At 71.6% G+C, this 24,640-nt stretch carries 24 protein-coding genes; 6 read left to right on the top strand and 18 right to left on the bottom strand.

The features are described 5' to 3' along the window. Positions 1-45: 45 nt before the first annotated feature. The gene (locus M2283_RS39685) at positions 46-453 is read left to right on the top strand and encodes a VOC family protein (RefSeq protein WP_280881385.1); all 408 of its coding nucleotides are present in this window, start codon (positions 46-48) and stop codon (positions 451-453) included. Here the strand turns inward: M2283_RS39685 and M2283_RS39680 are convergent. From M2283_RS39680 to M2283_RS39670, 3 genes are all read right to left on the bottom strand, one after another. Next, positions 450-1,568 (bottom strand): dipeptidase, encoded by a 1,119-nt coding sequence (locus M2283_RS39680; protein ID WP_280881384.1) that lies wholly within the window; start codon positions 1,566-1,568, stop codon positions 450-452. The genes M2283_RS39685 and M2283_RS39680 overlap by 4 nt on opposite strands. A gap of 102 nt (positions 1,569-1,670) precedes the next feature. Then, a complete protein-coding gene (locus M2283_RS39675) occupies positions 1,671-1,949 on the bottom strand; it encodes a MerR family transcriptional regulator (protein ID WP_280881383.1) in 279 nt (92 codons plus the stop codon). After that, positions 1,936-2,190, bottom strand: a complete 255-nt coding sequence (locus tag M2283_RS39670) for a hypothetical protein (protein WP_280881382.1) — start codon at positions 2,188-2,190, stop codon at positions 1,936-1,938. The genes M2283_RS39675 and M2283_RS39670 overlap by 14 nt, the downstream gene beginning before the upstream one ends. A 23-nt stretch (positions 2,191-2,213) precedes the next feature. On the opposite strand from M2283_RS39670, the gene M2283_RS39665 reads away from it, so the two are divergent. Next, positions 2,214-3,119, top strand: coding sequence for an NAD-dependent epimerase/dehydratase family protein (locus tag M2283_RS39665; RefSeq protein WP_280881381.1), 906 nt, complete (start codon positions 2,214-2,216; stop codon positions 3,117-3,119). Positions 3,120-3,186: 67 nt separating this feature from the next. On the opposite strand, the gene M2283_RS39660 is transcribed toward M2283_RS39665, so the two are convergent. The 3 genes from M2283_RS39660 to M2283_RS39650 are packed head-to-tail and all read right to left on the bottom strand — an operon-like array spanning position 3,187 to position 6,067. Continuing rightward, complete coding sequence (locus tag M2283_RS39660; RefSeq protein ID WP_280881380.1) at positions 3,187-4,365, bottom strand: dipeptidase; 1,179 nt, start codon at positions 4,363-4,365, stop codon at positions 3,187-3,189. A 5-nt stretch (positions 4,366-4,370) separates the two neighbouring features. After that, positions 4,371-4,910, bottom strand: a complete 540-nt coding sequence (purE, locus tag M2283_RS39655) for a 5-(carboxyamino)imidazole ribonucleotide mutase (RefSeq protein ID WP_280881379.1) — start codon at positions 4,908-4,910, stop codon at positions 4,371-4,373. Further along, positions 4,907-6,067, bottom strand: coding sequence for a 5-(carboxyamino)imidazole ribonucleotide synthase (locus tag M2283_RS39650; protein WP_432423189.1), 1,161 nt, complete (start codon positions 6,065-6,067; stop codon positions 4,907-4,909). Before M2283_RS39650 ends, purE begins: the two co-directional genes overlap by 4 nt. Before the next feature lie 208 nt (positions 6,068-6,275). On the opposite strand from M2283_RS39650, the gene M2283_RS39645 reads away from it, so the two are divergent. Next, the gene (locus M2283_RS39645; protein ID WP_280881377.1) at positions 6,276-6,785 is read left to right on the top strand and encodes a GtrA family protein; all 510 of its coding nucleotides are present in this window, start codon (positions 6,276-6,278) and stop codon (positions 6,783-6,785) included. 43 nt (positions 6,786-6,828) lie between these two features. Here the strand turns inward: M2283_RS39645 and M2283_RS39640 are convergent, their stop codons facing one another. Further along, positions 6,829-8,106, bottom strand: coding sequence for an ATP-binding protein (locus M2283_RS39640; protein WP_280881376.1), 1,278 nt, complete (start codon positions 8,104-8,106; stop codon positions 6,829-6,831). Between the two features lie 138 nt (positions 8,107-8,244). Next, on the bottom strand, positions 8,245-8,922 hold the full coding sequence (locus M2283_RS39635) for a response regulator transcription factor (RefSeq protein ID WP_280881375.1): 678 nt from the start codon (positions 8,920-8,922) through the stop codon (positions 8,245-8,247). A 330-nt stretch (positions 8,923-9,252) separates the two neighbouring features. Here M2283_RS39635 and M2283_RS39630 point away from each other — a divergent pair, with 330 nt between their 5' ends. Next, positions 9,253-10,749, top strand: a complete 1,497-nt coding sequence (locus M2283_RS39630) for an oligopeptide:H+ symporter (protein WP_280881374.1) — start codon at positions 9,253-9,255, stop codon at positions 10,747-10,749. Positions 10,750-10,817: 68 nt separating this feature from the next. Here M2283_RS39630 and M2283_RS39625 read toward each other — a convergent pair whose 3' ends face one another. The 6 genes from M2283_RS39625 to M2283_RS39600 all read right to left on the bottom strand — a co-directional run bounded on the left by M2283_RS39625 (position 10,818) and on the right by M2283_RS39600 (position 16,094). Next, positions 10,818-12,035 (bottom strand): hypothetical protein, encoded by a 1,218-nt coding sequence (locus M2283_RS39625; protein ID WP_280881373.1) that lies wholly within the window; start codon positions 12,033-12,035, stop codon positions 10,818-10,820. A gap of 86 nt (positions 12,036-12,121) precedes the next feature. Next, positions 12,122-13,243 carry a hypothetical protein gene (locus M2283_RS39620; RefSeq protein ID WP_280881372.1) on the bottom strand — a complete coding sequence of 374 codons (1,122 nt, stop codon included), beginning with the start codon at positions 13,241-13,243 and terminating at the stop codon, positions 12,122-12,124. Next, on the bottom strand, positions 13,240-14,058 hold the full coding sequence (locus tag M2283_RS39615; protein ID WP_280881371.1) for a hypothetical protein: 819 nt from the start codon (positions 14,056-14,058) through the stop codon (positions 13,240-13,242). The genes M2283_RS39620 and M2283_RS39615 overlap by 4 nt, the downstream gene beginning before the upstream one ends. A 33-nt stretch (positions 14,059-14,091) precedes the next feature. Then, positions 14,092-14,793, bottom strand: a complete 702-nt coding sequence (locus tag M2283_RS39610; RefSeq protein WP_280881370.1) for an LPXTG cell wall anchor domain-containing protein — start codon at positions 14,791-14,793, stop codon at positions 14,092-14,094. Between the two features lie 151 nt (positions 14,794-14,944). Further along, a complete protein-coding gene (locus M2283_RS39605; RefSeq protein WP_280881369.1) occupies positions 14,945-15,499 on the bottom strand; it encodes an ATP-binding protein in 555 nt (184 codons plus the stop codon). A 217-nt stretch (positions 15,500-15,716) separates the two neighbouring features. After that, the gene (locus M2283_RS39600) at positions 15,717-16,094 is read right to left on the bottom strand and encodes an STAS domain-containing protein (RefSeq protein ID WP_280881368.1); all 378 of its coding nucleotides are present in this window, start codon (positions 16,092-16,094) and stop codon (positions 15,717-15,719) included. A 235-nt stretch (positions 16,095-16,329) separates the two neighbouring features. Here M2283_RS39600 and M2283_RS39595 point away from each other — a divergent pair, with 235 nt between their 5' ends. Both M2283_RS39595 and M2283_RS39590 read left to right on the top strand, forming a co-directional pair. Then, the gene (locus tag M2283_RS39595) at positions 16,330-17,247 is read left to right on the top strand and encodes an RNA polymerase sigma factor SigF (protein ID WP_280881367.1); all 918 of its coding nucleotides are present in this window, start codon (positions 16,330-16,332) and stop codon (positions 17,245-17,247) included. Between the two features lie 242 nt (positions 17,248-17,489). Then, the gene (locus M2283_RS39590) at positions 17,490-18,977 is read left to right on the top strand and encodes an RICIN domain-containing protein (RefSeq protein WP_280881428.1); all 1,488 of its coding nucleotides are present in this window, start codon (positions 17,490-17,492) and stop codon (positions 18,975-18,977) included. A 42-nt stretch (positions 18,978-19,019) separates the two neighbouring features. On the opposite strand, the gene hutI is transcribed toward M2283_RS39590, so the two are convergent. The 4 genes from hutI to hutU form a co-directional block, all read right to left on the bottom strand. Beyond that, the gene (hutI, locus tag M2283_RS39585; protein ID WP_280881366.1) at positions 19,020-20,207 is read right to left on the bottom strand and encodes an imidazolonepropionase; all 1,188 of its coding nucleotides are present in this window, start codon (positions 20,205-20,207) and stop codon (positions 19,020-19,022) included. A 50-nt stretch (positions 20,208-20,257) separates the two neighbouring features. Beyond that, positions 20,258-21,613 carry a formimidoylglutamate deiminase gene (locus M2283_RS39580; RefSeq protein WP_280881365.1) on the bottom strand — a complete coding sequence of 452 codons (1,356 nt, stop codon included), beginning with the start codon at positions 21,611-21,613 and terminating at the stop codon, positions 20,258-20,260. After that, positions 21,610-22,812, bottom strand: coding sequence for an allantoate amidohydrolase (locus tag M2283_RS39575; protein WP_280881427.1), 1,203 nt, complete (start codon positions 22,810-22,812; stop codon positions 21,610-21,612). Before M2283_RS39575 ends, M2283_RS39580 begins: the two co-directional genes overlap by 4 nt. 107 nt (positions 22,813-22,919) lie before the next feature. Next, the gene (gene hutU, locus M2283_RS39570; RefSeq protein WP_280881364.1) at positions 22,920-24,584 is read right to left on the bottom strand and encodes a urocanate hydratase; all 1,665 of its coding nucleotides are present in this window, start codon (positions 24,582-24,584) and stop codon (positions 22,920-22,922) included. Between the last annotated feature and the right edge of the window lie 56 nt (positions 24,585-24,640).

The following is a 24,640-nucleotide window of genomic DNA, read 5'->3' as shown; positions in this document are numbered from 1 at the left end:
CAAGGCCGCTGAACCGGCCGTCCGTCGAACCAGGAGGAGCCCGTCATGCCCGTGGCCCGTTTCCGTTCCGTCGTGCTCGACTGCCCCGACCCGCGCGCGCTCGCCGAGTTCTACTCGGCGATCCTGGGCGGCACGCCCCGCGTGGAGGACGAGGACTGGGTCGTCCTGGAGGCACCCGGCGTGCCGCGCCTCGCCTTCAGCCAGGACCTCGGTCACCAACCGCCGACCTGGCCGCGCAAGGGCGACAACGGCCAGCAGTTCCACCTCGATCTCGACGCCGGATCGACGTGGGCGGAGTTCGACGCGGCGCACGAGCGGGTGCTCGCGCTGGGTGCCCGGCCGCTGGACCTGGAGGACCGCGCGGAGAAGGACTTCCAGGTCTACGCCGATCCGGCCGGGCACCCGTTCTGCCTCTGCCGGATCGAGCACCCGCGACCCGCCGAGACGCTCTAGCCGTCCAGCTCGGCGATCTTCGCCGTCGACGGCTCCCGGCGCTGCTGGGCCGCGCGGGCGGTGAAGTCGGCGCCGCGCAGGACGCGTTGGACGTTGCCCCAGGTGAGCAGGGCGATGTCGGACTCGGACCAGCCGCGGTGCAGGAGTTCGGCGATGAGGTACGGGTAGCAGGAGGCGTCGCCGAGATCCTGCGGGTGCGCGGTGCCGGCGTCGTAGGTGCCGGACAGGGCGACGCACTCCGGCCCCGCGACCTCGCGCACGTGGTCGAGGTGGTCGGCCACGTCACGGACGGACGGTCCGGTCTGCTCGGCGGTGAGCGGCACCATGCAGAGGCCCTTGGCGGCGCCCAGCGCGGCGAGCAGGCCGTCGGGGAGGTTGGACGGGTGCGGGCGCAGGGCGCGGGCGGCGGAGCGGGTGCACAGGACCGGCGCCTTGGAGACGGCGAAGGCGCGGCGGGCGGTCTCCTCGGAGGCGCCGGAGACGTCGGCGAGCACACCGAGCCGGTTCATCTCCCGCACCACCTCCTCGCCGAACCGGGTCAGCCCCGCCTCGCTGGCCCAGGACGCGCCGGAGAGGGTGAGGACGCGCAGGCCGAGGGCGTGCAGGGCGCGCAGGATGCCGAGGGAGTCACCGAGGGCCGAGGCACCGGCGGGCCCGAGCAGCACGGCGACGCGACCGCAGTGCCGGGCGTCGACGGTCTCCCCGGCGGTGCCGGCCAGGCGCAGGCCCTCGGGGTGACCGTGCACGACGGTCTTCACCAGGTCCAGCTGCTCCAGGGTGGCGCCGACCGCCCGGTCCCCGGCCAGGCCCTCGGGCAGGTGCAGGGACCAGAACAGCGCGCCGACGTGTCCCTCGCGCAGCCGTGGCACGTCCGTGTCGACGGCGCTCTCGCCGAGCTCCAGGTCGAACCAGGGCAGGTGCCGCAGCGCCCACGGCAGTCCGCTGTAGCCGTCGGCGACGGGGTGGGCGGCGAGGATCGCGCGGGCGCGCTCCAGGGGCGCGGTGTCCGGATCGGAGACGGGGGTGTACGGCTCGCCGGGCTCGAAGGGGTCCGGGAGGTCGTCGAGCGCGCCCACCTCGGTGGTGGGGTGCAGTTCGTCCTGGAGGTCTGCCATGGCGGGCTCCGTACGTCGTGAAAGTCCCGGTGGGGGTACGGTCACCGTCGCACGGGGGCCGGAAGCCTTCCTGGTGGGTGGGGCGTTCGGGGGTCGGCCGGTTCAGCGACCCCGGGCCGCGTCGATGACCTCGTCCGGCGTCTCCCGGGAACGCCGCAGGTCGGCGACGGTCCGGTCGCTGCGCTCGCGCTCCGCGGCGAGGTGGGCGACCAGCATCGGCGTGGCCGCCGCCGACGGCCCGCCGTCCGCGTCCCGCATACAGGGCGGCACCTGCCCGACACGGCCGCTGTGCAGCCCGGCCGCGACCAGCCCCTGAGCCTCGTAGCACCGCAACGACCGCTCACTCACGCCGGTCCGCCGCGCCGGCTCACCGATCCGCATCGGTGCCTCCGCCGGCGAGCCTGGCCAGGGTTTCGGCGATGCCCGGCAGGAGGTCGGCCGGGATGTGGTCGAGGACCCGGCGCCGGACGCTGGCGAGGTGGGCGGGCTGAGCCGCGTGCATGGCTCGCAGTCCGGCATCGGTGAGGACGGCTTCGCTGCCACGTGCGTCCAGGCCATGGCGCTCCTTGCGCACCAGGTCGTGGCGGGACAGGCCTTCGATGATGCGCGTGATGCGCGGCACGACACAGCACACGGAGCACTCTCATGCAGATCCTCGTCATCGGCGCCACCGGCTACGCGGGCCGCCGTGTCTCGGCCGCCCTCGCCCGCGCCGGACACACCGTCCTGGGCCTGGCCCGCGACACCTCCGCCCCCGCGGCCCACGCGCTCACCGCGGACGAAGTCACCGCCGTCGAGGGCGACTTCACCAAGCCGGACACCTGGCGCGACCACCTCGACGGCACCGACGCGGTCGTCCACCTGCTGATGGACATGAGCGACCCCGTCGGCGGCGACCAACGCCTCTTCGCCGAACTGCTCGCCGCCCAGGAGCGCGACGGCCGCCACCGCCACCTGGTCTTCACCACCGGCATCTCCTCCTACGGCCGCACCGGTCTGCCCCTCATGGACGAGAACACCCCCGGCAACCCCGAGAGCCCGATCGGCTTCCGCTTCGCGCTGGAGAAGGAGCTGGCCGCCTCCGGCCTCGCCCACACCCTGGTCCGCCCCGGGTTCATGTACGGCGGCCCCGCGAGCACCTCCATGACCGGCCAGTGGTTCGCCGCCGCCGAGGCGGGCAGCCCCGTCTTCTACGGCGACACCGCCAAGCGCTGGAGCTGGATCCACGTCGACGACCTCGCCGACGCCTACGCCCGCATCCTCGACAACCCGGCCGCCGTGGACGGAGAGACCTTCGTCGTCGCCGACGACCAGCGGCTGACCGCCCTGGACATGCAGCGCACCGCCGTACGGGCCGCCGGCCACACCGGCGAGATAGCCCTGGAGAGCGCGGAGGCGGGCGGCATGCTGCAACTGGCCGCCGACCAGGACGAGTTGGTCACCAGCGCCAAGGCCCACCGCCTCCTGGGCTGGACCCCCCGCCACACCTCGTTCACCGACGACCCGACCCGCCACTACCGCGCTTGGAAGGCCGCCCAGCCCGCGGCATGAAACGCCGCCGAGTGCGGGGAACCCGTTCGGCGCCCCGCACTCCGGTACCGGCCGCCACCGCGTCCGCTCAGCCGTCGAGCGACTCGATCGTGGCGTTGGACGGGGCGCGCGTCGCCCGGAGGTCGCGGGACACGTCCTCGGCGGCGCCCAGCACCCGTACGGCGTTCTGCCAGGTCACCTTGGCCAGATCGGGCTTCGACCAGCCGCGGTCGAGGAGTTCGGCGATGAGGTTGGGGTAGCCGGAGACGTCGTTCAGACCGTCGGGGGTGAAGGCGGTGCCGTCGTAGTCGCCGCCGATGCCGAGGTGGTCGACGCCCGCGACCTCGCGCATGTGGTCGAGGTGGTCGGCGACCGTCGAGACCGTGGCGACCGGGCGGGGGGTGCGCTCCTCGAAGGCGCGGTGGAGCTTCATCGCCTCGGGGCTGGTGTCGAGGTGGTGCAGTCCGTGGGCGCGCAGGTTCTCGTCGGCGGCGGCCGTCCAGTCCACGGCCGCCTGGAGCACGAACTTCGGCACGAACGTCACCATCGCCACGCCACCGTTCGCGGGCAGCCGCTCGAGGACGTCGTCCGGGATGTTGCGCGGGTGGTCGCAGACGGCCCGCGAGGAGGAGTGGGAGAAGATCACCGGCGCCGTCGACGTGTCGAGCGCGTCCCGCATCGTCGTCGCCGCCACGTGCGAGAGGTCGACGAGCATGCCCTCGCGGTTCATCTCCCGCACGACCTCACGGCCGAACTCCGACAGCCCGTCGACACCGGGCTCGTCGGTCGCCGAGTCCGCCCACGGCACGTTGCCGTTGTGGGTGAGCGTCATGTAGCGCACACCGAGGGCGTACAACCCCCGCAGCGTGCCGAGGGAGTTGGCGATGGAATGCCCGCCCTCCGCACCCATCAACGAGGCGATACGACCCTCCCCGCGCGCCGCCTCCATGTCCGCCGCGGTCAGCGCGGGCGCCAGGTCGGCCGGGTAGCGGGCCAGCAACTGCCGTACGCAGTCGATCTGTTCCAGCGTCGCCGCGACCGGCTCGGGCTGGTCGGAGGGGACGTACACCGACCAGTACTGCGCCCCGACCCCGCCCTCGCGCAGCCGCGGCAGGTCGGTGTGCAGATGGGCGTTCTGGTGCGCGGCGATGTCACGGGAGTTCAGGTCGTAACCGACCTGCTTGCGCAGCGCCCAGGGCAGGTCGTTGTGCCCGTCGACGACCGGGAACTCGGCGAGCAGGGCCCGGGCTTCATCGAGCGATGTCATGGCCGTCACTTCCCGAAACCGAAGCCGCCGTTGCCGCCGCCGTCGACCTTGGCGCGCAGGCGTTTGCCCTTCTCGGTGGCCTGGTCGTTCAGTTCCTGCTGGAAGTCCCGCATGCGGGTGAGGAGTTCCTCGTCGTGGGTGGCGAGGATGCGGGCGGCGAGGAGGCCGGCGTTGCGGGCGCCGGCGACCGAGACGGTGGCGACGGGGACGCCGGCCGGCATCTGCACGATGGAGAGCAGGGAGTCCATGCCGTCCAGGTACTTCAGGGGGACGGGGACGCCGATCACCGGCAGGGGGGTGACGGAGGCGAGCATGCCGGGCAGGTGGGCGGCGCCGCCCGCGCCCGCGATGATCACCTTGAGGCCGCGGCCGTCGGCCCGCTCGCCGTACGTGATCATCTCGCGCGGCATGCGGTGCGCGGAGAGGACGTCGACCTCGTACCCGATCTCGAACTCGTCGAGGGCCTTGGCGGCGGCCTCCATGACGGGCCAGTCGGAGTCCGACCCCATGACGATTCCCACGACAGGACCTGCGACGGAACTCATTCGGTGATCGTGCCTTTCAGATAACCGGCGGCGTGACGGGCGCGCTCCAGCACCTCGTCCAGGTCGTCGCCGTAGGTGTTGACGTGACCGACCTTGCGGCCGGGCTTCACGTCCTTGCCGTACATGTGGATCTTGAGCTTGGGATCGCGGGCCATGCAGTGCAGGTACGCGGAGTACATGTCCGGGTAGTCGCCGCCGAGGACGTTGACCATGACGGTCCACCTCGCGCGCGGGCGCGGGTCGCCGAGGGGGAGGTCGAGGACCGCGCGGACGTGGTTGGCGAACTGGCTGGTGATCGCGCCGTCCTGGGTCCAGTGGCCCGAGTTGTGCGGGCGCATGGCCAGTTCGTTGACGAGGATGCGGCCGTCGTGGGTCTGGAACAGCTCGACGGCGAGGTGGCCGACGACATCCAGTTCCTTGGCGATGCGCAGGGCCAGTTCCTCGGCCTTCAGGGCGAGGGACTCGTCGAGGTCGGGGGCGGGCGCGATGACCGTGTCGCAGACGCCGTCCACCTGCTGGGACTCGACGACCGGGTAGGCGACGGCCTGGCCGTGCGGAGAGCGGACGACGTTGGCGGCGAGCTCGCGGACGTAGTCGACCTTCTCCTCGGCGAGGACGGGCACGCCCGCGCGGAACGGGGCCTCGGCCTCCGTCACGGAGTCGACGACCCAGACGCCCTTGCCGTCGTAGCCGCCGCGGACGGTCTTGAGGACGACCGGGAAACCGTCGCCCTCCGCGCCCTCGGGCACGCCTTCCGCCGCGAACGCGGCCACGTCCGCCGGGTCGCGCACGATCCGGTGCCGCGGGCACGGCACCCCGATCGCGTCGAGCCGCGCCCGCATCACGCCCTTGTCCTGGGCGTGCATGAGCGCGTCGGGGCCGGGGCGCACGGGGATGCCGTCCGCCTCCAGGGCCCGTAGATGCTCGACGGGTACGTGTTCGTGATCGAAGGTGATCACATCGCAGCCCCGCGCGAAGTCACGCAGCGTGTCGAGGTCGCGATGGTCGCCGATGACGACATCGCTGACGACCTGCGCCGCGGAATCCTGAGGGGTGTCACTGAGGAGCTTGAACCTGATGCCGAGCGGGATGCCTGCCTCGTGTGTCATACGAGCGAGCTGGCCCCCGCCGACCATGCCGACTACCGGGAACGTCACACCCCCAGGGTATCGGCCGGACCGGCGCCGCCGATTTCCGGCCGTTCTCTCCGGCTCCACATCGGCTCTTACCCGGCTTTTCCCCCGCTTTTCCGCAGTTCTTCCCGAGCTGTTCCCCAGCTGTGAGCTCGTACACAGGAGATTACGAACGGGTGGTGGTTAGCATGGCTGAGTTGACGAAACCGACCGGACGGGGGCCTGCACGACCATGGGACGTGGTTCCTCCGGGCTGCGAAGGCTCGTACACGAGGCCGCCAAGTTCGGCGCGGTGGGCGGCGCGGGGCTTCTCGTCAACCTCGGCGTGTTCAACCTCATGCGGCACTCCACCGATCTCCAGGTGGTCCGCGCGAGCGTCATAGCGACGGTCGTGGCGATCGTCTTCAACTACATCGGCTTCCGCTATTTCACCTACCGCGACCGCGACAAGGGCGGGCGGACGAAGGAACTGACGCTGTTCCTGCTGTTCAGCGCGGTCGGCCTGGTGATCGAGAACGGCGTGCTGTACGCGGCGACGTACGGCTTCGGCTGGGACAGCCCGCTGCAGAGCAACATCTTCAAGTTCCTCGGCATCGGCATCGCGACCCTGTTCCGTTTCTGGTCCTACCGCTCCTGGGTGTTCCGCGCACTGCCGGCCCGCGAGGCCGTAGCGAGCGCGGAATCGTTCCTGGAGGAGGCCGAGACCACGGTACGGCCACCGGTCCAGCAGCGCGCCAGCTGAGACGCCCTCTCCGGCCAGAGCCCAGCCCCTGCGCCCGCCCCGGTCAGCGAACCGTCGGTTCGTCCTCGTCCGGCTCCAGCGAGCGCTTGAGCGGGTTGCGGGAGAGGAAGAGGCCGAATACCGGGGGCTTGGTCTGGAGCATCTCCAGACGGCCCCCGTCGGCCTCCGCGAGGTCGCGGGCGACCGCGAGGCCGATGCCCGTGGAGTTGCGGCCGCTGATGGTCCGCTCGAAGATCCGCGCCCCCAGATCGGCGGGCACCCCCGGCCCCTCGTCCGTCACCTCGACGACGGCCTGGTTGCCGACCACGCGGGTGCGCAGCGCGACCGTGCCGCCGCCGTGCATGAGCGAGTTCTCGATCAGCGCCGCCAGCACCTGCGCCACCGCGCCCGGCGTGCCCACCGCCTGCAGATGCCGCTTGCCGGAGCTGACGATCGCGCGGCCCGAGCTGCGGTAGGCGGGGCGCCACTCGGCGAGCTGCTGCTGGATGACCTCGTCGAGGTCGAAGGAGACGGCGTTGCCGGTGCGCGGGTCGCGGGAGTTGGTCAGCAGCCGCTCCACCACGTCCGTGAGCCGCTCGACCTGGGTGAGGGCGACGTTGGCCTCCTCCTTCACCGTGTCCGGGTCGTCGGTGAGGGTGATCTCCTCCAGCCGCATCGACAGCGCCGTCAGCGGCGTACGCAACTGGTGCGAGGCGTCGGCGGCCAGCCTGCGCTCGGCGGTGAGCATGCGGGCGATGCGCTCGGCGGAGGCGTCGAGGACGTCGGCGACCCGGTCCAGCTCGGGCACGCTGTAGCGCTTGTGGCGGGGACGCGGGTCGCCGGAGCCGAGACGTTCGGCGGTCTCGGCGAGGTCGGTGAGCGGGGAGGCGAGCCGGTTGGCCTGGCGGATCGCCAGCAGTACGGCGGCGATCACCGCGAGCAGCGCGACCAGGCCGATGATCAGCAGCGTCCGGCCGACCTCCCGGGTGACGGTCGAGCGGGGCTCCTCGACGACGACCGTCTCGCCCTCCTCACCCTTGGCATGCCCGCGGATGACCTCACCCTCGGGCCGGGTGCCGACCTCGATGACCTGCTCACCGGGGATCCGGATCACGGCGTACCGCTCCTGCGTCACCTGGCTCCGCAGCACCTCGGCGTTCACGGTCCCGGCCCCGATGAGCCGGCTGTCCACGATGCTGGCCAGCCGCTGCGCCTCGGAACTGACCCGCTCCTGCGCGCTGTTGCTGATGGTCCGGGTCTCGACGATGACGAGAGACACCCCGAACACGGCGATCACCACCAGCACGACGGCCAGGGTGGACTGGATAAGGCGACGGCGCACGAACTTCCTCCGACGGGCTGTGCCACACGGGGCCGGTTACGCGAACGCCCTCGTTCTTAGGGGCGCGGGGAACTGCGCGACCAGCCACGACGAACCCGCACTCGCCGCGCTGCACCAGCCCCTACGGCGAGAGCGCACTCAACTCTTCTCGAACCGGAATCCCACACCACGCACCGTGGCGATGTACCGAGGATTCGCCGCATCGTCGCCCAGCTTCTTCCGCAACCAGGAGATGTGCATGTCGAGCGTCTTGGTCGACGACCACCAGGTCGTGTCCCAGACCTCCCGCATCAACTGGTCCCGGGTCACCACCCGCCCGGCGTCGCGCACGAGCACCCGAAGGAGGTCGAACTCCTTGGCGGTGAGCTGGAGTTCCTCGTCCCCCATCCACGCCCGATGCGACTCGACGTCGATGCGCACGCCGTGCGTGGCAGGCGGCTGCGCCGGCTCCGCCGCACCGCGCCGCAGCAGCGCCCGGACACGGGCGAGCAGTTCGGCGAGCCGGAAGGGCTTGGTGACGTAGTCGTCGGCGCCCGCGTCGAGGCCGACGACGGTGTCCACCTCGTCGGCGCGCGCAGTCAGGATGAGGATGGGCACGGCGTGCCCCTCGGCGCGCAGGCGGCGGGCGACCTCCAGGCCGTCCATGCCGGGCAGCCCAAGGTCGAGCACGACCAGGTCGACGCCGCCCTGGATCCCGGCGTCGAGCGCAGTGGGGCCGTCCTCACGCACCTCGACCTCGTAGCCTTCCCGGCGCAGGGCGCGGGCCAGCGGCTCCGAGATGGACGCGTCGTCCTCGGCGAGCAGTACACGGGTCATGAGGTGATGGTAGACCGCTCTTTACCTGAGCTGGGGTGTGATCGGCCTCCATGATTCTTACCTTGGGGCGTTCTGGTGCGAACCTCTGTCTGTGGGATGCGATCGTGGGATGAGCCTTGGAAACAGGCTTCCGGTTCCATCGACACCTGTGATCCGTGTCTCAAGTCCTTCCATATCCAGCAGTATCCTGCCGTATGGTGATCGGACGCCTGTAGCACCGTGGGGACCTTTGGCGAGGGATTGACGCTGAAGGTCTCTTTTGTGTGCCGGGCCGGCCCCACGCCGGCCCTGAGAGAAACGCATGCGTGACCCCAGCAGCAAGGATCGACCATGGCGTCCAGCCTGACGAAGGACTCGGTGACTCCGGGCACCCCCGGATCCGAGAAGACCTTCTTCGGCCACCCCCGCGGACTGGCCACTCTCTTCATGACCGAGATGTGGGAGCGCTTCTCCTACTACGGCATGAAGGCCCTCCTCCCGCTGTACCTGGTCGCCCCGGGTGGCCTGCACCTGAGCGCGGCCACCGCTACCGCGATCTACTCGGTGTACCTGTCCCTCGTGTACCTGCTCGCCCTACCGGGCGGCTGGTTCGCGGACCGGGTCCTGGGCCCCCGCAAGACCGTCGCCGTCGCCGGCGTGATCATCATGCTCGGCCACCTCACCCTGGCCCTGCCGAGCGCCGGCACCTTCTACGGTGGTCTCGGCCTGGTCGCGATCGGCTCGGGTCTGCTGAAGGCCAACATCTCCACGATGGTCGGCCACCTCTACGACGGCCCGGACGACCCGCGCCGCGACGGTGGCTTCACCGTCTTCTACATCGGCATCAACGTGGGCGCGTTCGCCGCGCCGCTGGCCATCGGCACCGTCGGCGAGAACGTCAACTGGCACCTGGGCTTCGCGCTCGCCGCGCTCGGTATGGCGCTGGGTCTGGCCCAGTTCCTGCTCGGCACCCGGCACCTGAGCTCGCGCTCGGACCTCGTCCCCACGCCGATGTCCGCCGAGGAGAAGGCGGCCACGCTGCGCAAGGCGGGCCTCTGGGCGGCCGTCGCGATCGTCTTCTACGCGGTCGTCGGCCTCTCCGGCCACTACACGCTGAACTGGCTGCTGGTCCCGATCACCGTGGCCGGTCTGATCATCCCGGTGCTGGTCATCGCCCGGATCAAGCGGGACAAGGACCTCGACCGCGCCGAGCAGTCGAAGATGTCCGCGTACATCTGGTTCTTCGTGGCCGCGGCCGTGTTCTGGATGATCTACGACCAGGGCGGCTCGACCGTGTCCCTGTTCGCGGACTCCTCCGCCGACAACACGATCTTCGGCTGGGAGTTCCCGGTCTCCTGGTACCAGTCGGTCAACCCGGTCATGATCATGGCGCTCGCGCCGGTCTTCGCCTGGGCCTGGCTGGCGCTCGCGCGGCGCGGCAAGGAGCCGAGCACTGCGACGAAGTTCGCGATGGGTCTGGTGCTGGTCGGGGCGTCGTTCTTCCTCTTCCTCGCCCCGCTGGGGATCGCCGACGGCGGTCACAAGGCGGCCGCGCTGTGGCTGGTCGGCATCTACTTCGTGCAGACCGTCGGCGAACTGACGCTCTCCCCGGTCGGCCTCTCGGTCACCACGAAGATGGCACCGGCGAAGTACGCCTCGCAGATGATGGGCGTCTGGTTCCTGGCGGTCACCGCCGGTGACGCGACCACGGGTCTGCTCTCCATCGCGGGGGTCGACCTCAACAAGACGGGGATCGTGGCGCTGGAGGCGGTGCTCGCGGTGATCGCGGGTGCGGCGGTGTGCATGTACCGCAAGAGGGTCCGCGAGCTGATGGGCGACGTCCACTGACGTAAGCCGCGGTCAGGGTTCCACGGAGGGCCACCGCATCCTTGCCCGGATGAGGTGGCCCTTCTCCGTTACCTGGTCCGCCTCCTGCCCGGCATGAACGTGAACACCGCTCCTCCGAGCAGCACCGCCGTCCCTGCCACCAACCCCAGCGCCTTCAGCGCCCCGTGGTCATCCGCACCCGTCGCCGCCAACCCGCCGCTCGTCGACGACGTACCGGATGACGTGCCGCCGCCCGAAGTCGACGAACCGCCGGACGTTCCGCTCGCCTGTTCCGTCGTGTCCAGGGTCAGGGAGACCTCGGTCTTGTCCGGTGTGCAGGTCGTGGTCGTGCCGAGGGCCTCGATGGTGAGGACGCCCGGGGAGAGGGTGGAGGAGCCGCTCGCGCCGGGCTTGTAGGTGCCGGTGAGGTCGGGGATCGCGATGGGGTCGCCGGTCTTGATGGCGTCGGCGTTCAGGGGGCCCTCCACGTGCACGGAGCCCGAGTCGGCGCCGCCCACGACCACGTCCATCGACGGCTTGACCGAGCCCGCCGGGATGTCGGCCGGGCTGTCCATCACCGACTTCTTGAACTGGACCGTGAGATCGAAGTCCCCGCCGTCCTTCTTGGCGTCGATCTGGATCGGCGAGGTCGCCTTCTTCTCGCCTAGAGGCGACTGGCAGGTGTAGGGGATGTCGACCTCCTTGCCGGTGAAGTCGGTCTGCCCGCCGGTGCCGTCGCTCTCGCTGGGGGTGGTGGTGGGCGTGGGCGTGTCCGAAGCGGTCGGTGTGTCGGTGGGTGTCGCGGTCGGGGTGTCCGTCGGCGTCGGGGTACCCGTGCCGCCGCCCGCCGTCACCGTGATCGTCGCCGCCGGCTGCACCGTCTGGGTCGGCGCACACTGGGTGTTCGTGCCCAGGGCGTTGACCGTGTAGGCGTCCGGGGTCAGGGTCACCGACCCGGCCGTCGTCAGCTTCAGCGAGCCCTTCATGTCGGACAGCACCATGGCGGCGCCCTTGGGGATGGCCGGGTTCTCGCGCGGCCCCTGCATCGCGACGGCCGCGGTCTGCGCGCCGGTCGCCTTGAGCGTGCCGGAGGGCTGCACCGAGTTGGCGGGCAGGTCGATGATGTCGGGGTTCTTGGACGCGGCCTGCGTGAACTTCCAGACGATGTCGACGGTGTCGCCGACCTTCGCGGTGGCCGGCGCGGTGATCTCGACCTTCGTGGTGCCGTCGACGGGGTCGATGCCGGCGGGCGGTACGCAGTGAGTGGCGTACGACACCTCGGCGGCCTGCGCGGGCGCGGCGGCCATGCCCAGTAGGACGCCGGCCGAACACAGGGCCAGGGCGGCGCCCGCCGCCCCCGCTCTCCGGGCCGGTGTGACTCTCCTCGGCTTTCTCACGTGGATCCCTTCCTGGTGGGAGTCGTCGGACTCGTGGGAGTCGTAGGACTCGTCGGACTGTCGTCGTGCGGTGCGGAGAGCCGACCGGCCGTGCCCGGATCGGAGTCCGGGGTGAACCACGGCAGGGTCGTAGCGCTGGGGGGCTCCTCGGCGGGCGCCCGGGTGGTGAACCTCGGGCGGCGGCGCGGGAGTTCGGGCAGGTGCAGGCCGCGGTGGCGCAGGCCGCCGGCGCGGCGCGGGCGGACCCGGTCGACCACGGCCATCCCGATACGGAACAGCGCGGCCGGCACCACCAGGCAGACCAGGATCCAGAACAGGGTCACGCCCCACGGCCGGCCCACGCCCCAGGGCTGTTCGGCGAGCACCTTCCCGCTGTACTTGAGGTAGACGCTGTAGTCGCCGTGCGCGCCCGCGGCCAGGTCGACGGGGAGTTTGATCCGCGCCTTCCCGCCGGGCCCGATCGTGCCGCGCCACTCCTGTTCCTCCCACTGCGGGGCGAACACGCCGTGGGAGGTGCCGACTTGGAAGACGGGGTTCTTGACGGCGGAGGTGCCGACGTTGCCGACGGTGAAGTCGAGGGTGCGCGAGGGCGGGGCGCCGAACCAGGTGAGCAGCCCGCTTGAGCCGTCGAGGCGGGTGTCGGTGAGGACCGTGAGCCGGCCGCCGGACGTCTCGGCGGGCAGCGGTTCGACCGCGTGGCCCGCCACTTGGAGGACCGCGTCCGCCTGCGCCTTCGCGCCGGTCACGGTCGCGACGTGCACCACGCACGGGCACGGCACGGGCGGTTCGGCGACCGGAAGTTTCTTGCCGAAGGAGCCCTTGGCGTCGGTGGTGACGGCCCGACCGTCGCTGTTGGCGCAGGAGTTGGTGCCGCCGACTACACCCCGGGCGGGCGTGGCCTGTCCGCAGATCAGCACCATCAGCAGCGCGTGCGCCCGCCATCCGCTGCCGCTGACGGTGATCGAACCGCCGGTCCCGGCCTGGGACTTGGACAGCTTCACGACCGGCCCGTCCGCCGCCGCGGCCGTGCCCGCCAAGGGCAGCAGGAGCAGCGCGAGCACCGCCACCAGCGCGGGTATCCGAACCTTCGGCGCAGGTATCCGAACCTTGCCGCTCACGTCACCGCTCCCGTCAACTCGACTTCCGTACGCGAGGGTTGAGCCACGCCGTCGTCCGCGCGCGCCCGCCGCCCTCGACGTCGTACGACCATCAGCGCGCCCCCGGCGGCGACCGTGCCCGCGACGCCCGCCACCGCGCCCCAGGGCACGAACCGTGCCGAGGTGTGTGCGCTGTCGTGGGCTCCGCCCGCCGCCGTCGCCGTGAGCCGGACGTCGACCGCGTCCAGGGCGGGGTGGTGGGGCCAGGGCTCGGTGAGGTCGAGGCGTTGGCCGGGGTCGAGGTGGACGGGCAGGGTGCGCGGGGCGCGGTCCAGGACCTGGCCGAGGATGCCGTCCGCGTGCACGGCCAGGCGCGGCACGAGCACGGTCGTACCGCGGTTGACCAGCTCGTACGCGATGTGGTCGGCGTGCACGGTGACGTGTTCGACGGTCAGCGCGGACAGCGCCGGGGTGCCCGCGCGCAGGCGGAGCGGGACCGTGGCGCGTCGGCCGTCCTGGTCGCGGGCGGCGATCTCGCCGGTGCGGTCGCCGGTGGCGGTCACCGTGAAGGGGATGTCGGCACGGGTGCGGGCGGGCACCCGTACCCGGGTCTGGGCGAAGGCGATCCGGACGCCGGTGGCGGTCAGCCGTACGGTGATGGCCCGCTCGCCGCGGTTGGTCACGGAGACCGTGTCCCGCAGGGGCGTGCCGGGCTCGCCCTCGGCGTAGAAGGCCGGGCGGGAACCGCCCGCGGGCGTGAGGGACCAGCCCTCGGCGGCGGTCGCCGTCGGGGCGGCGGCCAGCAGCAGCAAAGCGGACAGGAACAGGACACGCATCCGGCGGCTCCAGCGGTCGTACGGACGGTGTCGTCAGCGGCGTACCGCCTGGCCCCGCCTGGTCAGCCACAGCGCGCCCGCCGCGCCCGCGAGCAGCACCGTGCCGCCGAGGGTGCCGAGGGCGATCGCGGAGTCGTCCGGGCCGGTCTGCGGGAGCGAGGAGCCGCCCGAGTCGGTGCCGCTCTGGGAGGTGCCGCCGGTGGACGAGCCGCCGGAGGAGCCGCCCGCGGCGGTCACGTCGAGGGTCAGCGCGGTGCCCGGGGTGTTGGACGGGGTGCACGTGGTGGTGGTGCCGAGCGCCTTGATGGTGAGGACGCCCGGGGTGAAGGTGACCTTGCCGGTGGCCTTCGGGGTGTACGTGCCCGTCAAGTCGTTGATCTTTATGGGGGTGTTGGCCGGGATGGCGGCCTGGTTGGCGGGGCCGGTGACGTTCATCGTCCCGCTGTCGGCGCCGCCCAGTTTGATGGTGGCGCTCGGGTTCATCGCACCCTTGCCCAGCTCGACCGGGCTGGAGGAGACGCCCTTCTGCCAGGACATGGTGATCTTGTAGCCGCTGCCGCTCTTGACGCCCTTGATGTCGATGGGCGAGACGGCACTCTTGTCACCGATCGGCGTCTTGCACTGGTAGTTGACGTCCACGACCTCGGCGTTGGCTGCGGGGGCGGTCATCAGCACCGCCGAGCCGGCCAGGGCCGCGACGGACGCGAGCGCTGCGGTTCGTTTGTGGTACGACACGATCCCCTCATTCCTGACGGCACATCAGATCGGCCGTCAAGGTACGCCCGGGGTCGTGAGGAAGGAAGACACGATGCGCGCCGGAGTTGTGGGGATCCGGCGCGCACGCAAGGGGGTTCGAGTGGAGAGAGTGCCTCCGGGTGAGGGAGCGTCAGGCCGGAGCGCCCAGCTCCGCCCACACCTTCTTGCCGGCCACCCCGGGGGTCCGTACGACTCCCCAGTCCAGGCACAGCCGCTGCACGATGAACATGCCGTGGCCGCCGGGGCGGCCCGCGCGGTGCGGGGTGCGGGGGGCCGGCTCGCCCGTGCCGCGGTCGGAGACCTCGACCCGGATCACCTTGCTGTCGCAGGAGATCCAGAGCTCGTCGGGGCCCTCCGCGTGCAGGCAGGCGTTGGTGACCAGCTCGGAGACCACGAGCAGCACGTCCTCCGCGGTGGCCCGCCGGTCGGCCGACTCGGCGGGCAGCCAGCCCCACGCGTACAGCGCCTGGCGGGCGAAGTCACGGGCCAGCGGTACGACCCCGCTCGCGCCGTCGAAGTCCAACGTGCGGACCTGCGGGCCCACCGGGGCCGCCGCAGCCGCCGCCGGCACGGCCGCATCCCCATCTCCCCCGGTCGCCGCCGCCACGCCCCCGTCGGACGCCCCGGAAGCGCCACCGGGCTCCGGGCCGCGGTCGCCCGGCGGGTAAGGCCGGGTGGTGCTCATCAGCGCTTCACCTCACCGATTCACCAGTTCACGATTCAGAAGTCAGTACGTACATCGACGGCCGATCCGTCACTGTGCCCACAGACCATGTTCAGGATGTCTCCTGCCCGACGGAACCGGCGGAACACCCCCCGATGCGACGCAGTATGCGTAACGCCCGGAAAGTCCCCTGCGGACAGGGGCGACCGCGGCAGGCGACCGGCATCCCGCACCCGCCTCAGCCCGCCTCGCCGGCCAGGGCCGCTTCGAGGGTGTCGTGGACGGTGAAGACCGCGTCCGCCCCGGTGATCTCGAAGACGCGCGCCACCACCGGCAGCATCGCGGCGAGGTGCACCCCGCCCCCGGCGGCCTCGGCCTTCAGCCGTGCGCCGAGCAGCACGTTGAGACCGGTGGAGTCACAGAACTCCAGTCGTGAACAGTCCACGACGAGCCGGTTGAATCCCTTGTCGAGGCACTCGTCCAGCGGCTCGCGCAACAGATCGGCGGTGTGGTGATCCAACTCACCCGCCGGAGTCACGACGGCACTGGGGCCCTCTTCCCGCACCTCGACCAGTAGCCGACCAGACTGTGCGCTGCCGACCGTCCCGCGGTCCATGCCGTCTTCTCTCCCGACGTGGTGGCTGCTGACTGATGCCCTCGAACACTACGCCTTCCTCACACTCTCCGACACCCGAACAACCCCCAGAAAACGGGCATACCTGCATAGAAAGCACTTGCGGCGGGCGTGGGAAACCGGATAGGGCTAGAGGTACGTAACCGACACGGTCGGCTTTGGAGGCGCCGCACACCGCAGTGCACGCACTGGCTTCGGCAGCCATATGCCGAGAACGATGGAGGACATCATGTCACCCCGGCTCGACGCTCCGCACACCCCACAGGCGACGTCGACACCCCTTCCGGAACAGGAACATCTGGATCCCATCGAGAGCACCGACACGGATGTACTCGCCGGGCTTCCGGAGATCCCCCCGTTCGACGAGGTGGGGCCGGTCGACGCACGAGCGCTCTCCAAGACGCTCTTCGCGCGCCTCGAGTCCCTCGAAGAGGGCACCCACGACTACTCCTACGTCCGCAACACCCTCGTCGAGCTCAACCTCGCGCTGGTCAAGTTCGCCGCCTCCCGCTTCCGCTCCCGCAGCGAGCCGATGGAGGACATCATCCAGGTCGGCACCATCGGCCTGATCAAGGCGATCGACCGCTTCGAGCTCTCCAGGGGCGTCGAGTTCCCGACCTTCGCCATGCCGACCATCGTCGGCGAGATCAAGCGTTTCTTCCGTGACACCTCGTGGTCCGTGCGCGTACCGCGCAGGCTGCAGGAACTCCGGCTCGACCTGGCCAAGGCCGGCGACGAGCTGGCCCAGAAGCTCGACCGGTCCCCCACGGTCGGCGAACTCGCGGATCGGCTCGGCCTCTCCAAGGACGAGGTCGTCGAGGGCATGGCCGCGTCGAACGCGTACACCGCCTCCTCGCTGGACGCCCAGCCCGAGGAGGACGACGCCGAGGGCGCCCTCTCGGACCGCATCGGCTACGAGGACCACGGCATCGAGGGCATCGAGTACGTCGAGTCGCTCAAGCCGCTGATCGCCTCGCTCCCGTCCCGGGACCGGCAGATCCTCTCGCTGCGCTTCGTGGCGGGCATGACCCAGTCCGAGATCGGCGACGAGCTCGGCATCTCGCAGATGCACGTGTCGCGGCTGCTGTCGCGGACGCTGGTGCGCCTGCGCAAGGGGCTGACGGTCGAGGAGTGACCTCCCGGCCCTGAGCCTGAGGACACCGTGGGGCGGTGAGCTTCCGAGTGCGGTGTGCCCGTCGGGCGCACCGCACTCGGCATGTCCGGACCCGTCTCCCGGGCGCTGCCAGGCGGTTCTCCGGTTACCCACAGAAACGCCTTCTCCCACCGGTCCTCTTCCATCACTATGGTCACCCGCAGACCGGCCGGTACGTCAGGAGTCCGGTGGGAAAAGAGGTTTCCGTGGAGACCGGGGTGCACATGGGCGCGTCCGACGCCCGCCTGACCGAGCTGCTGCGCACCAGCACCGCCACCGCCTACCCGGCCCTGCGGGAACTCCGCGCCCGCCACCGGCAACCGGTTCTCGCCTACGCCCGTCTGTGCGCCACCGGCGACGCCTCCGCCCGCCAACTCGCCGCCCAGGCCTTCACCTCGGCGGCCCGCGAGACGGCCCGCGGCATCGAACCGGGCGGCCCCTGGCGCCACCACCTCCTCCTGCTGACCGCCCGCGTGGCCGCGTCCTGGGCCACGGACGAGCGGTCCGCGGGCCTGGACGCCGGACTGCTCCTGGTCCTCAACACGACGGGCCCCGGCGGCCTCGTACCCCCGATGACCGCCGCCTTCCAAACACTCCCGTCCCGGGCCCAGGGCCTGATCTGGTACGGCCTGGTGGACCGCCAACCCGCCGCCACGACAGCCCTGTTCCTCGGCATCACACCCGAAGACGTGGCGTACGAGACCGACTCGGCGCTCCAACTCCTCGCCCAGGCCTGTCTACGCACCCGGCTCGCCGCCTCCGACGATCCGCAGTGCGGCGACTTCCGCCGGCTCATCGAGCAGTCGGTACGGCCCGACCACCCCCGCGACAGCGCCGACCTGCACGCCCACATGGCGCACTGCCCGCACTGCACGGCCGCCTACGAGGAGTTGTGCGCCCTGCGCGACACCCCGCGCACCGCGCTCGCCGAGGGCCTGCTGCCGTGGGCGGGCACGGCGTACGTCGACAGCGAGCCGCCGCAGCGCCCCAAGGCCCTCGTGAAGCCGTCCTCCTGGCCGCCGTCCAAGCGCTTCGTGCTGACCTCGGCGGCCCTCGGGGTGGCCCTGGCACCGCTGTTGGTCCTCCTGCTCACACAGGGCGGCACAGCACCTTCCTCGGAGTCCGGGCGGGCGGCGGGCGCGGCCGGTGAGCCGAGCGGCGCGCCGCAGGTCACGGTGACGGCGACGGTGTCGGCCAAGCCGTCGCCCTCGGCCACCGGCAGCCCGTCGAACTCGCCGTCCGCGACGCCGAGTTCGACCCCGTCCAAGTCGACGGCCCCCTCCCCCACGGCCCCTGCCGCGCACGCCCCGAACGGCACATACGCGCAGGTCGTGAACGTCTCCTCGGGTCGCTGCCTGGACATCCGCGACGGCGAGTTGTCCAAGGGCACGGACGTGATCACGGCGCCCTGCTCCGGGTCCCGCACCCAGCGCTGGCGGGTCGACGCCGGGCGCGGGGTCGTGCAGTCGTCCGCCGATCCGGACCTCTGCCTCGACAACCGCGGTGACGTGGACAAGGGCGTGGGCATCTGGGAGTGCGACTCGGTCGACGGCGACAACGGCGACAACCTGACGTTCACCGTCGACTCCGACGGCGTGATCCGCCCGGCGATCGCCATCCTGACCGCGGTGACGCCGGAGGGCGGCGACGGGGTGGGGATGGAGCCGCTCAGCGGGGGCGCGGAGCAGCGGTGGCGGGCGGGCGCGGCCTGAACCGGGCCCGGGGCGGCCGCGGTTGGCCTCGGCGGCTCCTGCTCAGACCTGCCGGGCGCCTCGGCGCCAGACGCCGGTGACGAGGGGGACGCCCGGGCGGTAGGCCAGGTGGACGTGGCTCGGGGCGTCGAGGAGCGTGAGGTCGGCGTAGGCGCCCGGGGTGAGGCGGCCGACGTCCTCGCGGCGCAGGGCCCGTGCGCCGCCCGCCGTGGCGGACCAGACGGCCTCGTCGGGGGTCATGCCCATGTCCCGTACCGCGAGCGCGATACAGAACGGCACGGACGAGGTGAAGGACGAGCCCGGGTTGCAGTCCGTGGACAGGGCGACGGTCACGCCGGCGTCCAACAGCCGCCGGGCGTCCGGCCATTGGGCGCGCGTCGAGAACTCGGCGCCGGGCAGCAGCGTGGCCACCGTGTCGCCGCTCGCGAGGGCGTCCACGTCCGCGTCGGTGAGGTGGGTGCAGTGGTCGGCGCTGGCGGCGTCGAGTTCGACGGCGAGCTGGACTCCGGGGCCGTAGGAGAGCTGGTTGGCGTGGATGCGCGGGTGCAGGCCCCTGGCCTTGCCGGCGGTCAGGATCGCGCGGGCCTGGTCGCCGTCGAAGGCGCCCTTCTCGCAGAACACGTCGATCCAACGGGCGTACGGCGCACAGGCGTCGAGCATCTCGCCGGTGACGAGGGCGACATAGCCGGCCGGGTCGTCGGCGTAGTCGGGCGACACGATGTGCGCGCCGAGATACGTCACCTCGTCCGTGTGGGCGGCGGCGATGCGCAGGGCGCGGGCCTCGTCGGCGACGGTCAGGCCGTAGCCGGACTTGGTCTCGAAGGTCGTGGTGCCCTGCCGCAGTGCCTCGGCGAGGTAGCGGGTGAGGTTCGCTTCCAGCGCCTCGTCGCTCGCGGCACGGGTGGCCGCGACCGTCGTGCGGATGCCGCCCGCGGTGTAGGAGCGGCCGGACATCCGGGCGTTGAACTCCTGCGTCCGGTCGCCCGCGAACACGAGGTGCGAGTGGGAGTCGACGAAGCCGGGCAGCACCGCCCGCCCACCGGCCTCGAACCGATTGTCAGTGGCGGGTGCTTTGCTGGATTCACCGGTCCACACGACCCGGTCGCCGTCGATGACGAGCGCCGCGTCCTGGACCAGTCCGAGGGGGGAGTCGTCACCGAGGGAGGGGTCGTTGGTGACCAGCATGGCGATGTTGGTGATGACGGTGCTGGTGCCGGTGCTGCTGCTCATCGTGTCCTCGTCGAGGGGGGCGTCGGTGAAGGTCGGACGGGTCGGGCGCGTCAGGTGCGCAGGGCCTCCACGGCGGCCCTCAGCGCCTGCGGCACATCCGGTACGAGCGTGTGCGCCCCGTCGCGTACGACGTGGCGTCCGCCCACGATCGTGTGCCGTACGTCCGCTGCCGTCGCCGCGAATACGGCGGTCTCGGCGCCGAGCCTGGGCAGCGGCCCGGCCGTCCTGACCGAGTCGAGGGCGATCGTCGTGAGGTCGGCGAGCGCGCCGGCCTCGATGGTGCCCGCCTCGTCCCAGCCGAGCGCCGCGTGGCCGTCGGCGGAGGCGGCGCGCAGCAGAGCGGCGGCGGTCCAGTGACCCCGGGTCCGGGTGCGCAGGCGCTCGTTCAGCTCCATCGCGCGGGCCTCTTCGAGCAGGTCGATGACGGCGTGGCTGTCGGAGCCGAGAGAGAGCGGGGAGCCGGCGCGCTGGAGGGCGACGGCGGGTCCGATGCCGTCGGCGAGGTCCCGCTCGGTGGTCGGGCACATGCAGGTGCCGGTGCCGCTGCCGCCGATGAGGGCGATGTCTTCGTCGGTGAGGTGGGTGTTGTGGACGCCGGTGGTGCGCGGTCCGAGGACGCCGTGGTCGGCCAGGAGTCGCGTCGGTGTGCACCCGTGCGCGGCTCGGCAGGCGTCGTTCTCGGCGGTCTGCTCGGACAGGTGCACATGGAGCGGGGCCCGCCGCTCCTGAGCCCACCGGGCCACGGTCGCGAGCTGCCCGGCGGGCACGGCCCGTACGGAGTGGACGGCCGCTCCGATCCGCGCGTGATCCCGTTCCTTGAGAAGTGAACAGCGTTCGGCCCAGGCCTCCGCGCTGCCGTCGGAGAAGCGCAGCTGGTGGGCGTTGGGCGGCTCACCGCGGTGCTCGTTCACGATGCCCGCGGCGAGGTAGGCGGTGTCGAGGAGGGTGATGCGGATGCCGGCGTCGGCGGCGGCCTCGACGAGGGCCTCGCCCATGGCGTTGGGGTCGGCGTAGGGGGTGCCGCCTCGCTGGTGGTGGACGTAGTGGAACTCACCCACCGCCGTGATCCCGGCCAGGGCCATCTCGGCGTACACCGCGCGGGCGAGGGCGTGGTAGGTCTCCGGGGTGAGCTGGTCGGCCACGGAGTACATGACCTCGCGCCAGGTCCAGAAGGTGCCGGAGCCGACCTGGACGGTGCCGCGCAGGGCGCGGTGGAAGGCGTGCGAGTGGGCGTTCGCCAGGCCGGGGAGGGTCAGGCCGCGCAGGATCTCGGCGCCGGGCGGCGGTGCGGTCACGTCGGTGCGGACGGCCGTGATCCTGCCGTCCGTGATGTCGACGGCGACGCCCGGCTCGACGTGGGTGTCGAGCCAGGCGTGCTCCAGCCAGTACGTGCGGGTCCCGGTCACCTGCAGGCCAGTCCTTCCAGTACGTCGGCGAGCGCGCTCACCCCGGCCACGCAGTCGTCCTCGGCGGCGAACTCGGCCGGGGAGTGCGAGACGCCCGTGGGGTTGCGCACGAACAGCATGGCGGTCGGGATGCTCCCGGAGAGGATCCCGGCGTCGTGTCCGGCGCCGGTTCCCAGGACGGGGACGGTCAGTTCCGATCCGGTGCCCAGAATGCGGGCGAGTTCGTCGCGCAGGGCGTGGTCGAACTCGACGACGGGCGTGAAGGACTCCCGGACGACGTCGAGGTCGATGCCGTGCGCGTCCGCGTACGCGTGAGCCGCCTTCTCGATCCCACCGACCACTGTGTCCAGGGTCGCCTGGTCCTCAGCACGGGAGTCGAGCCAACCGCGCACCAGGGACGGGATGGCGTTGACGCCGTTCGGCTCGACGGCGATCTTCCCGAAGGTGGCGACGGCACCGGCGAGTTCGGCCTCGCAGCGGGCGGCGAGCACGGTCTCGGCGTACGACAGCATCGGGTCCCGCCGGTCCACGAGGCGGGTGGTGCCGGCGTGGTTGGCCTCACCCCGGAAGTCGAACCGCCACCGCCCGTGCGGCCAGATGGCACTGGCGATACCGACCCGATCGCCGGACAGGTCAAGAGCGCGACCCTGCTCGACATGCAGCTCGACGAAGGCACCGATGCGGGCCAGCCGCTCAGGATCTGCCCCGATCCCTTCGGGGTCGTACCCGGCGGCCTCCATGGCCCGCGGCAAGGTGATGCCATCCCCGTCGGTCAGCCGATGGGCCTGCTCGACGGTGAGCTGCCCAGCGGCCAGCCGGGACCCGACGCAGGCGAGCCCGAACCGGGCCCCCTCCTCGTCCCCGAAGTTGACGATGGCGAGGGGCTTCCCGAACTGCACTCCCCTGCGACGCAGTTCATCGAGAGCGGCAAAGGAGGACACCACCCCGAGGGGCCCGTCGAAGGCACCACCATCGGGCACGGAGTCGAGATGAGACCCGGTGACGATGGCGTCCCCGGCCTCCGGGTCTCCGACCCAGGCCCACTGGTTGCCGTTGCGGTCGAGCTCGTAGGTGAGCCCCCGGGCCTCGGCCTGCCCCTTGAACCAGTCCCGGCACTCGGCATCGGCACCGGTCCAGGCATAGCGACGGTAGCCACGGGAGTCGGGGTGCCGCCCGACGGGGAGCAACTCGCGCCACATCTCCTGGAAGGAAGGCGTGTGGAGGAGGGTGGGCGCAGCCGGACCCGCGCTCGGCGACGAGGCGTCCACTCCCACCGGAGAGGTGCCGTGCTCGACGTCGCGCCGGCTCACTCGCCCCCACCCTCACGCATCGGCACCCGCACGCCCCGCTCGTCGGCAACCCGCTCCGCGATGTCGTAGCCGGCGTCCACGTGCCGGATGACCCCCATGCCAGGGTCGTTCGTCAGGACACGTCGGATCTTCTCGCCGGCGAGCTTCGTGCCGTCGGCCACGGAGACCTGACCCGCGTGGATGGACCGCCCCATGCCGACCCCACCGCCGTGGTGGATGGAGACCCAGGACGCACCGGAGGCCACGTTGACCATCGCGTTCAGCAGGGGCCAGTCGGCGATCGCGTCGGAGCCGTCGAGCATGGCCTCGGTCTCGCGGTATGGAGAGGCCACGGACCCGCAGTCGAGGTGGTCGCGGCCGATGGCGAGCGGCGCCGCCAACTCGCCGCTCGCGACCATGTCGTTGAACCGCTCGCCGGCCTTGTCGCGCTCGCCGTAGCCGAGCCAGCAGATGCGGGCCGGGAGGCCCTGGAAGTGGACGCGCTCCCCCGCCAGCTTGATCCAGCGGTGGAGGGACTCGTTCTCCGGGAAGAGGTCGAGGATCGCCCTGTCGGTCTTGTGGATGTCGGACGCCTCGCCGGACAGCGCGGCCCAGCGGAAGGGGCCCTTGCCCTCGGAGAAGAGGGGGCGGATGTAGGCGGGGACGAAGCCGGGGAAGGCGAACGCCCGCTCGTACCCGGCGAGTTGGGCCTCGCCGCGGATCGAGTTGCCGTAGTCGAAGACCTCGGCGCCGGCGTCCATGAAGCCGACCATGGCCTCGACGTGCGTGGCCATGGACTCCCGGGCGCGGACGGTGAAGCCCGCCGGGTCCTTGGCGGCGGCGTCGGCCATGTCCTCGAAGGCGATGCCCACCGGCAGATAGGCCAGCGGGTCGTGGGCCGAGGTCTGGTCGGTCACGATGTCGATGGGGGCGCCCTCGGCGAGCATCTGCGGCAGCAGCTCCGCCGCGTTGCCGAGCAGGCCGATGGAGAGCGGGCGGCGGGCGTCACGGGCCTCGACGGCGAGCTGGAGGGCGTGTGCGAGGGAGTCGGCCTTCACGTCGAGGTAGCGGTGCTCGATGCGGCGCTCGATGGCGCGCGGGTCGACGTCGATACAGATCGCGACACCGTCGTTCATGGTGACCGCAAGGGGCTGGGCGCCGCCCATGCCGCCGAGCCCGGCGGTGAGGGTGATCGTCCCGGCGAGGGTGCCGCCGAACTTCTTCGCGGCGACGGCGGCGAAGGTCTCGTAGGTGCCCTGGAGGATGCCCTGGGTGCCGATGTAGATCCAGGAACCGGCGGTCATCTGGCCGTACATGGTCAGGCCGAGGGCCTCCAGGCGGCGGAACTCCTCCCAGTTGGCCCAGTCGCCGACGAGGTTGGAGTTGGCGATGAGGACGCGCGGGGCCCACTCGTGGGTCTGCATCACGCCGACCGGGCGGCCGGACTGGACGAGCATCGTCTCGTCCTGCTTCAGGGTGCGCAGCGTGCGCACCATGGCGTCGAAGGAGCGCCAGTCACGGGCCGCCTTGCCCGTGCCGCCGTAGACGACGAGCTTGTCGGGGTGCTCGGCGACCTCGGGGTCGAGGTTGTTCTGCAGCATCCGCAGAGCGGCTTCCTGCTGCCACCCCAGGGCGCTCAGTTCCGTACCGCGCGGCGCTCGTACGGGGCGGGGTCCTGACATGGTCTGCCTCCTAGCGGATTGCTCCCGGTGGACTTTTACAGCGGTTATTCACATCC

The organism is Streptomyces pseudovenezuelae, from assembly GCF_029892565.1.
Taxonomy (GTDB): Bacteria; Actinomycetota; Actinomycetes; order Streptomycetales; family Streptomycetaceae; genus Streptomyces; species Streptomyces pseudovenezuelae_A.
Note: the sequence above shows the minus strand (reverse complement) of the source record. Positions and strands in the feature narration are given on the sequence as shown.

Bases quoted from the DNA above. Each gene is read 5' to 3' on its own strand.
- hutU (WP_280881364.1), bottom strand. From the start codon at position 24,584: ATGTCAGGACCCCGCCCCGTACGAGCGCCGCGCGGTACGGAACTGAGC.
- M2283_RS39645 (WP_280881377.1), top strand. From the start codon at position 6,276: ATGGGACGTGGTTCCTCCGGGCTGCGAAGGCTCGTACACGAGGCCGCC.
- M2283_RS39605 (WP_280881369.1), bottom strand. From the start codon at position 15,499: ATGAGCACCACCCGGCCTTACCCGCCGGGCGACCGCGGCCCGGAGCCC.
- M2283_RS39595 (WP_280881367.1), top strand. From the start codon at position 16,330: ATGGAGGACATCATGTCACCCCGGCTCGACGCTCCGCACACCCCACAG.
- purE (WP_280881379.1), bottom strand. From the start codon at position 4,910: ATGAGTTCCGTCGCAGGTCCTGTCGTGGGAATCGTCATGGGGTCGGAC.
- M2283_RS39625 (WP_280881373.1), bottom strand. From the start codon at position 12,035: ATGGCCGCCGCGCCCGCGCAGGCCGCCGAGGTGTCGTACGCCACTCAC.
- M2283_RS39600 (WP_280881368.1), bottom strand. From the start codon at position 16,094: ATGGACCGCGGGACGGTCGGCAGCGCACAGTCTGGTCGGCTACTGGTC.
- M2283_RS39635 (WP_280881375.1), bottom strand. From the start codon at position 8,922: ATGACCCGTGTACTGCTCGCCGAGGACGACGCGTCCATCTCGGAGCCG.
- M2283_RS39680 (WP_280881384.1), bottom strand. From the start codon at position 1,568: ATGGCAGACCTCCAGGACGAACTGCACCCCACCACCGAGGTGGGCGCG.
- M2283_RS39590 (WP_280881428.1), top strand. From the start codon at position 17,490: ATGGGCGCGTCCGACGCCCGCCTGACCGAGCTGCTGCGCACCAGCACC.
- M2283_RS39675 (WP_280881383.1), bottom strand. From the start codon at position 1,949: ATGCGGATCGGTGAGCCGGCGCGGCGGACCGGCGTGAGTGAGCGGTCG.
- M2283_RS39630 (WP_280881374.1), top strand. From the start codon at position 9,253: ATGGCGTCCAGCCTGACGAAGGACTCGGTGACTCCGGGCACCCCCGGA.
- M2283_RS39575 (WP_280881427.1), bottom strand. From the start codon at position 22,812: ATGTGGCGCGAGTTGCTCCCCGTCGGGCGGCACCCCGACTCCCGTGGC.
- M2283_RS39660 (WP_280881380.1), bottom strand. From the start codon at position 4,365: ATGACATCGCTCGATGAAGCCCGGGCCCTGCTCGCCGAGTTCCCGGTC.
- M2283_RS39615 (WP_280881371.1), bottom strand. From the start codon at position 14,058: ATGCGTGTCCTGTTCCTGTCCGCTTTGCTGCTGCTGGCCGCCGCCCCG.
- M2283_RS39665 (WP_280881381.1), top strand. From the start codon at position 2,214: ATGCAGATCCTCGTCATCGGCGCCACCGGCTACGCGGGCCGCCGTGTC.
- hutI (WP_280881366.1), bottom strand. From the start codon at position 20,207: ATGAGCAGCAGCACCGGCACCAGCACCGTCATCACCAACATCGCCATG.
- M2283_RS39685 (WP_280881385.1), top strand. From the start codon at position 46: ATGCCCGTGGCCCGTTTCCGTTCCGTCGTGCTCGACTGCCCCGACCCG.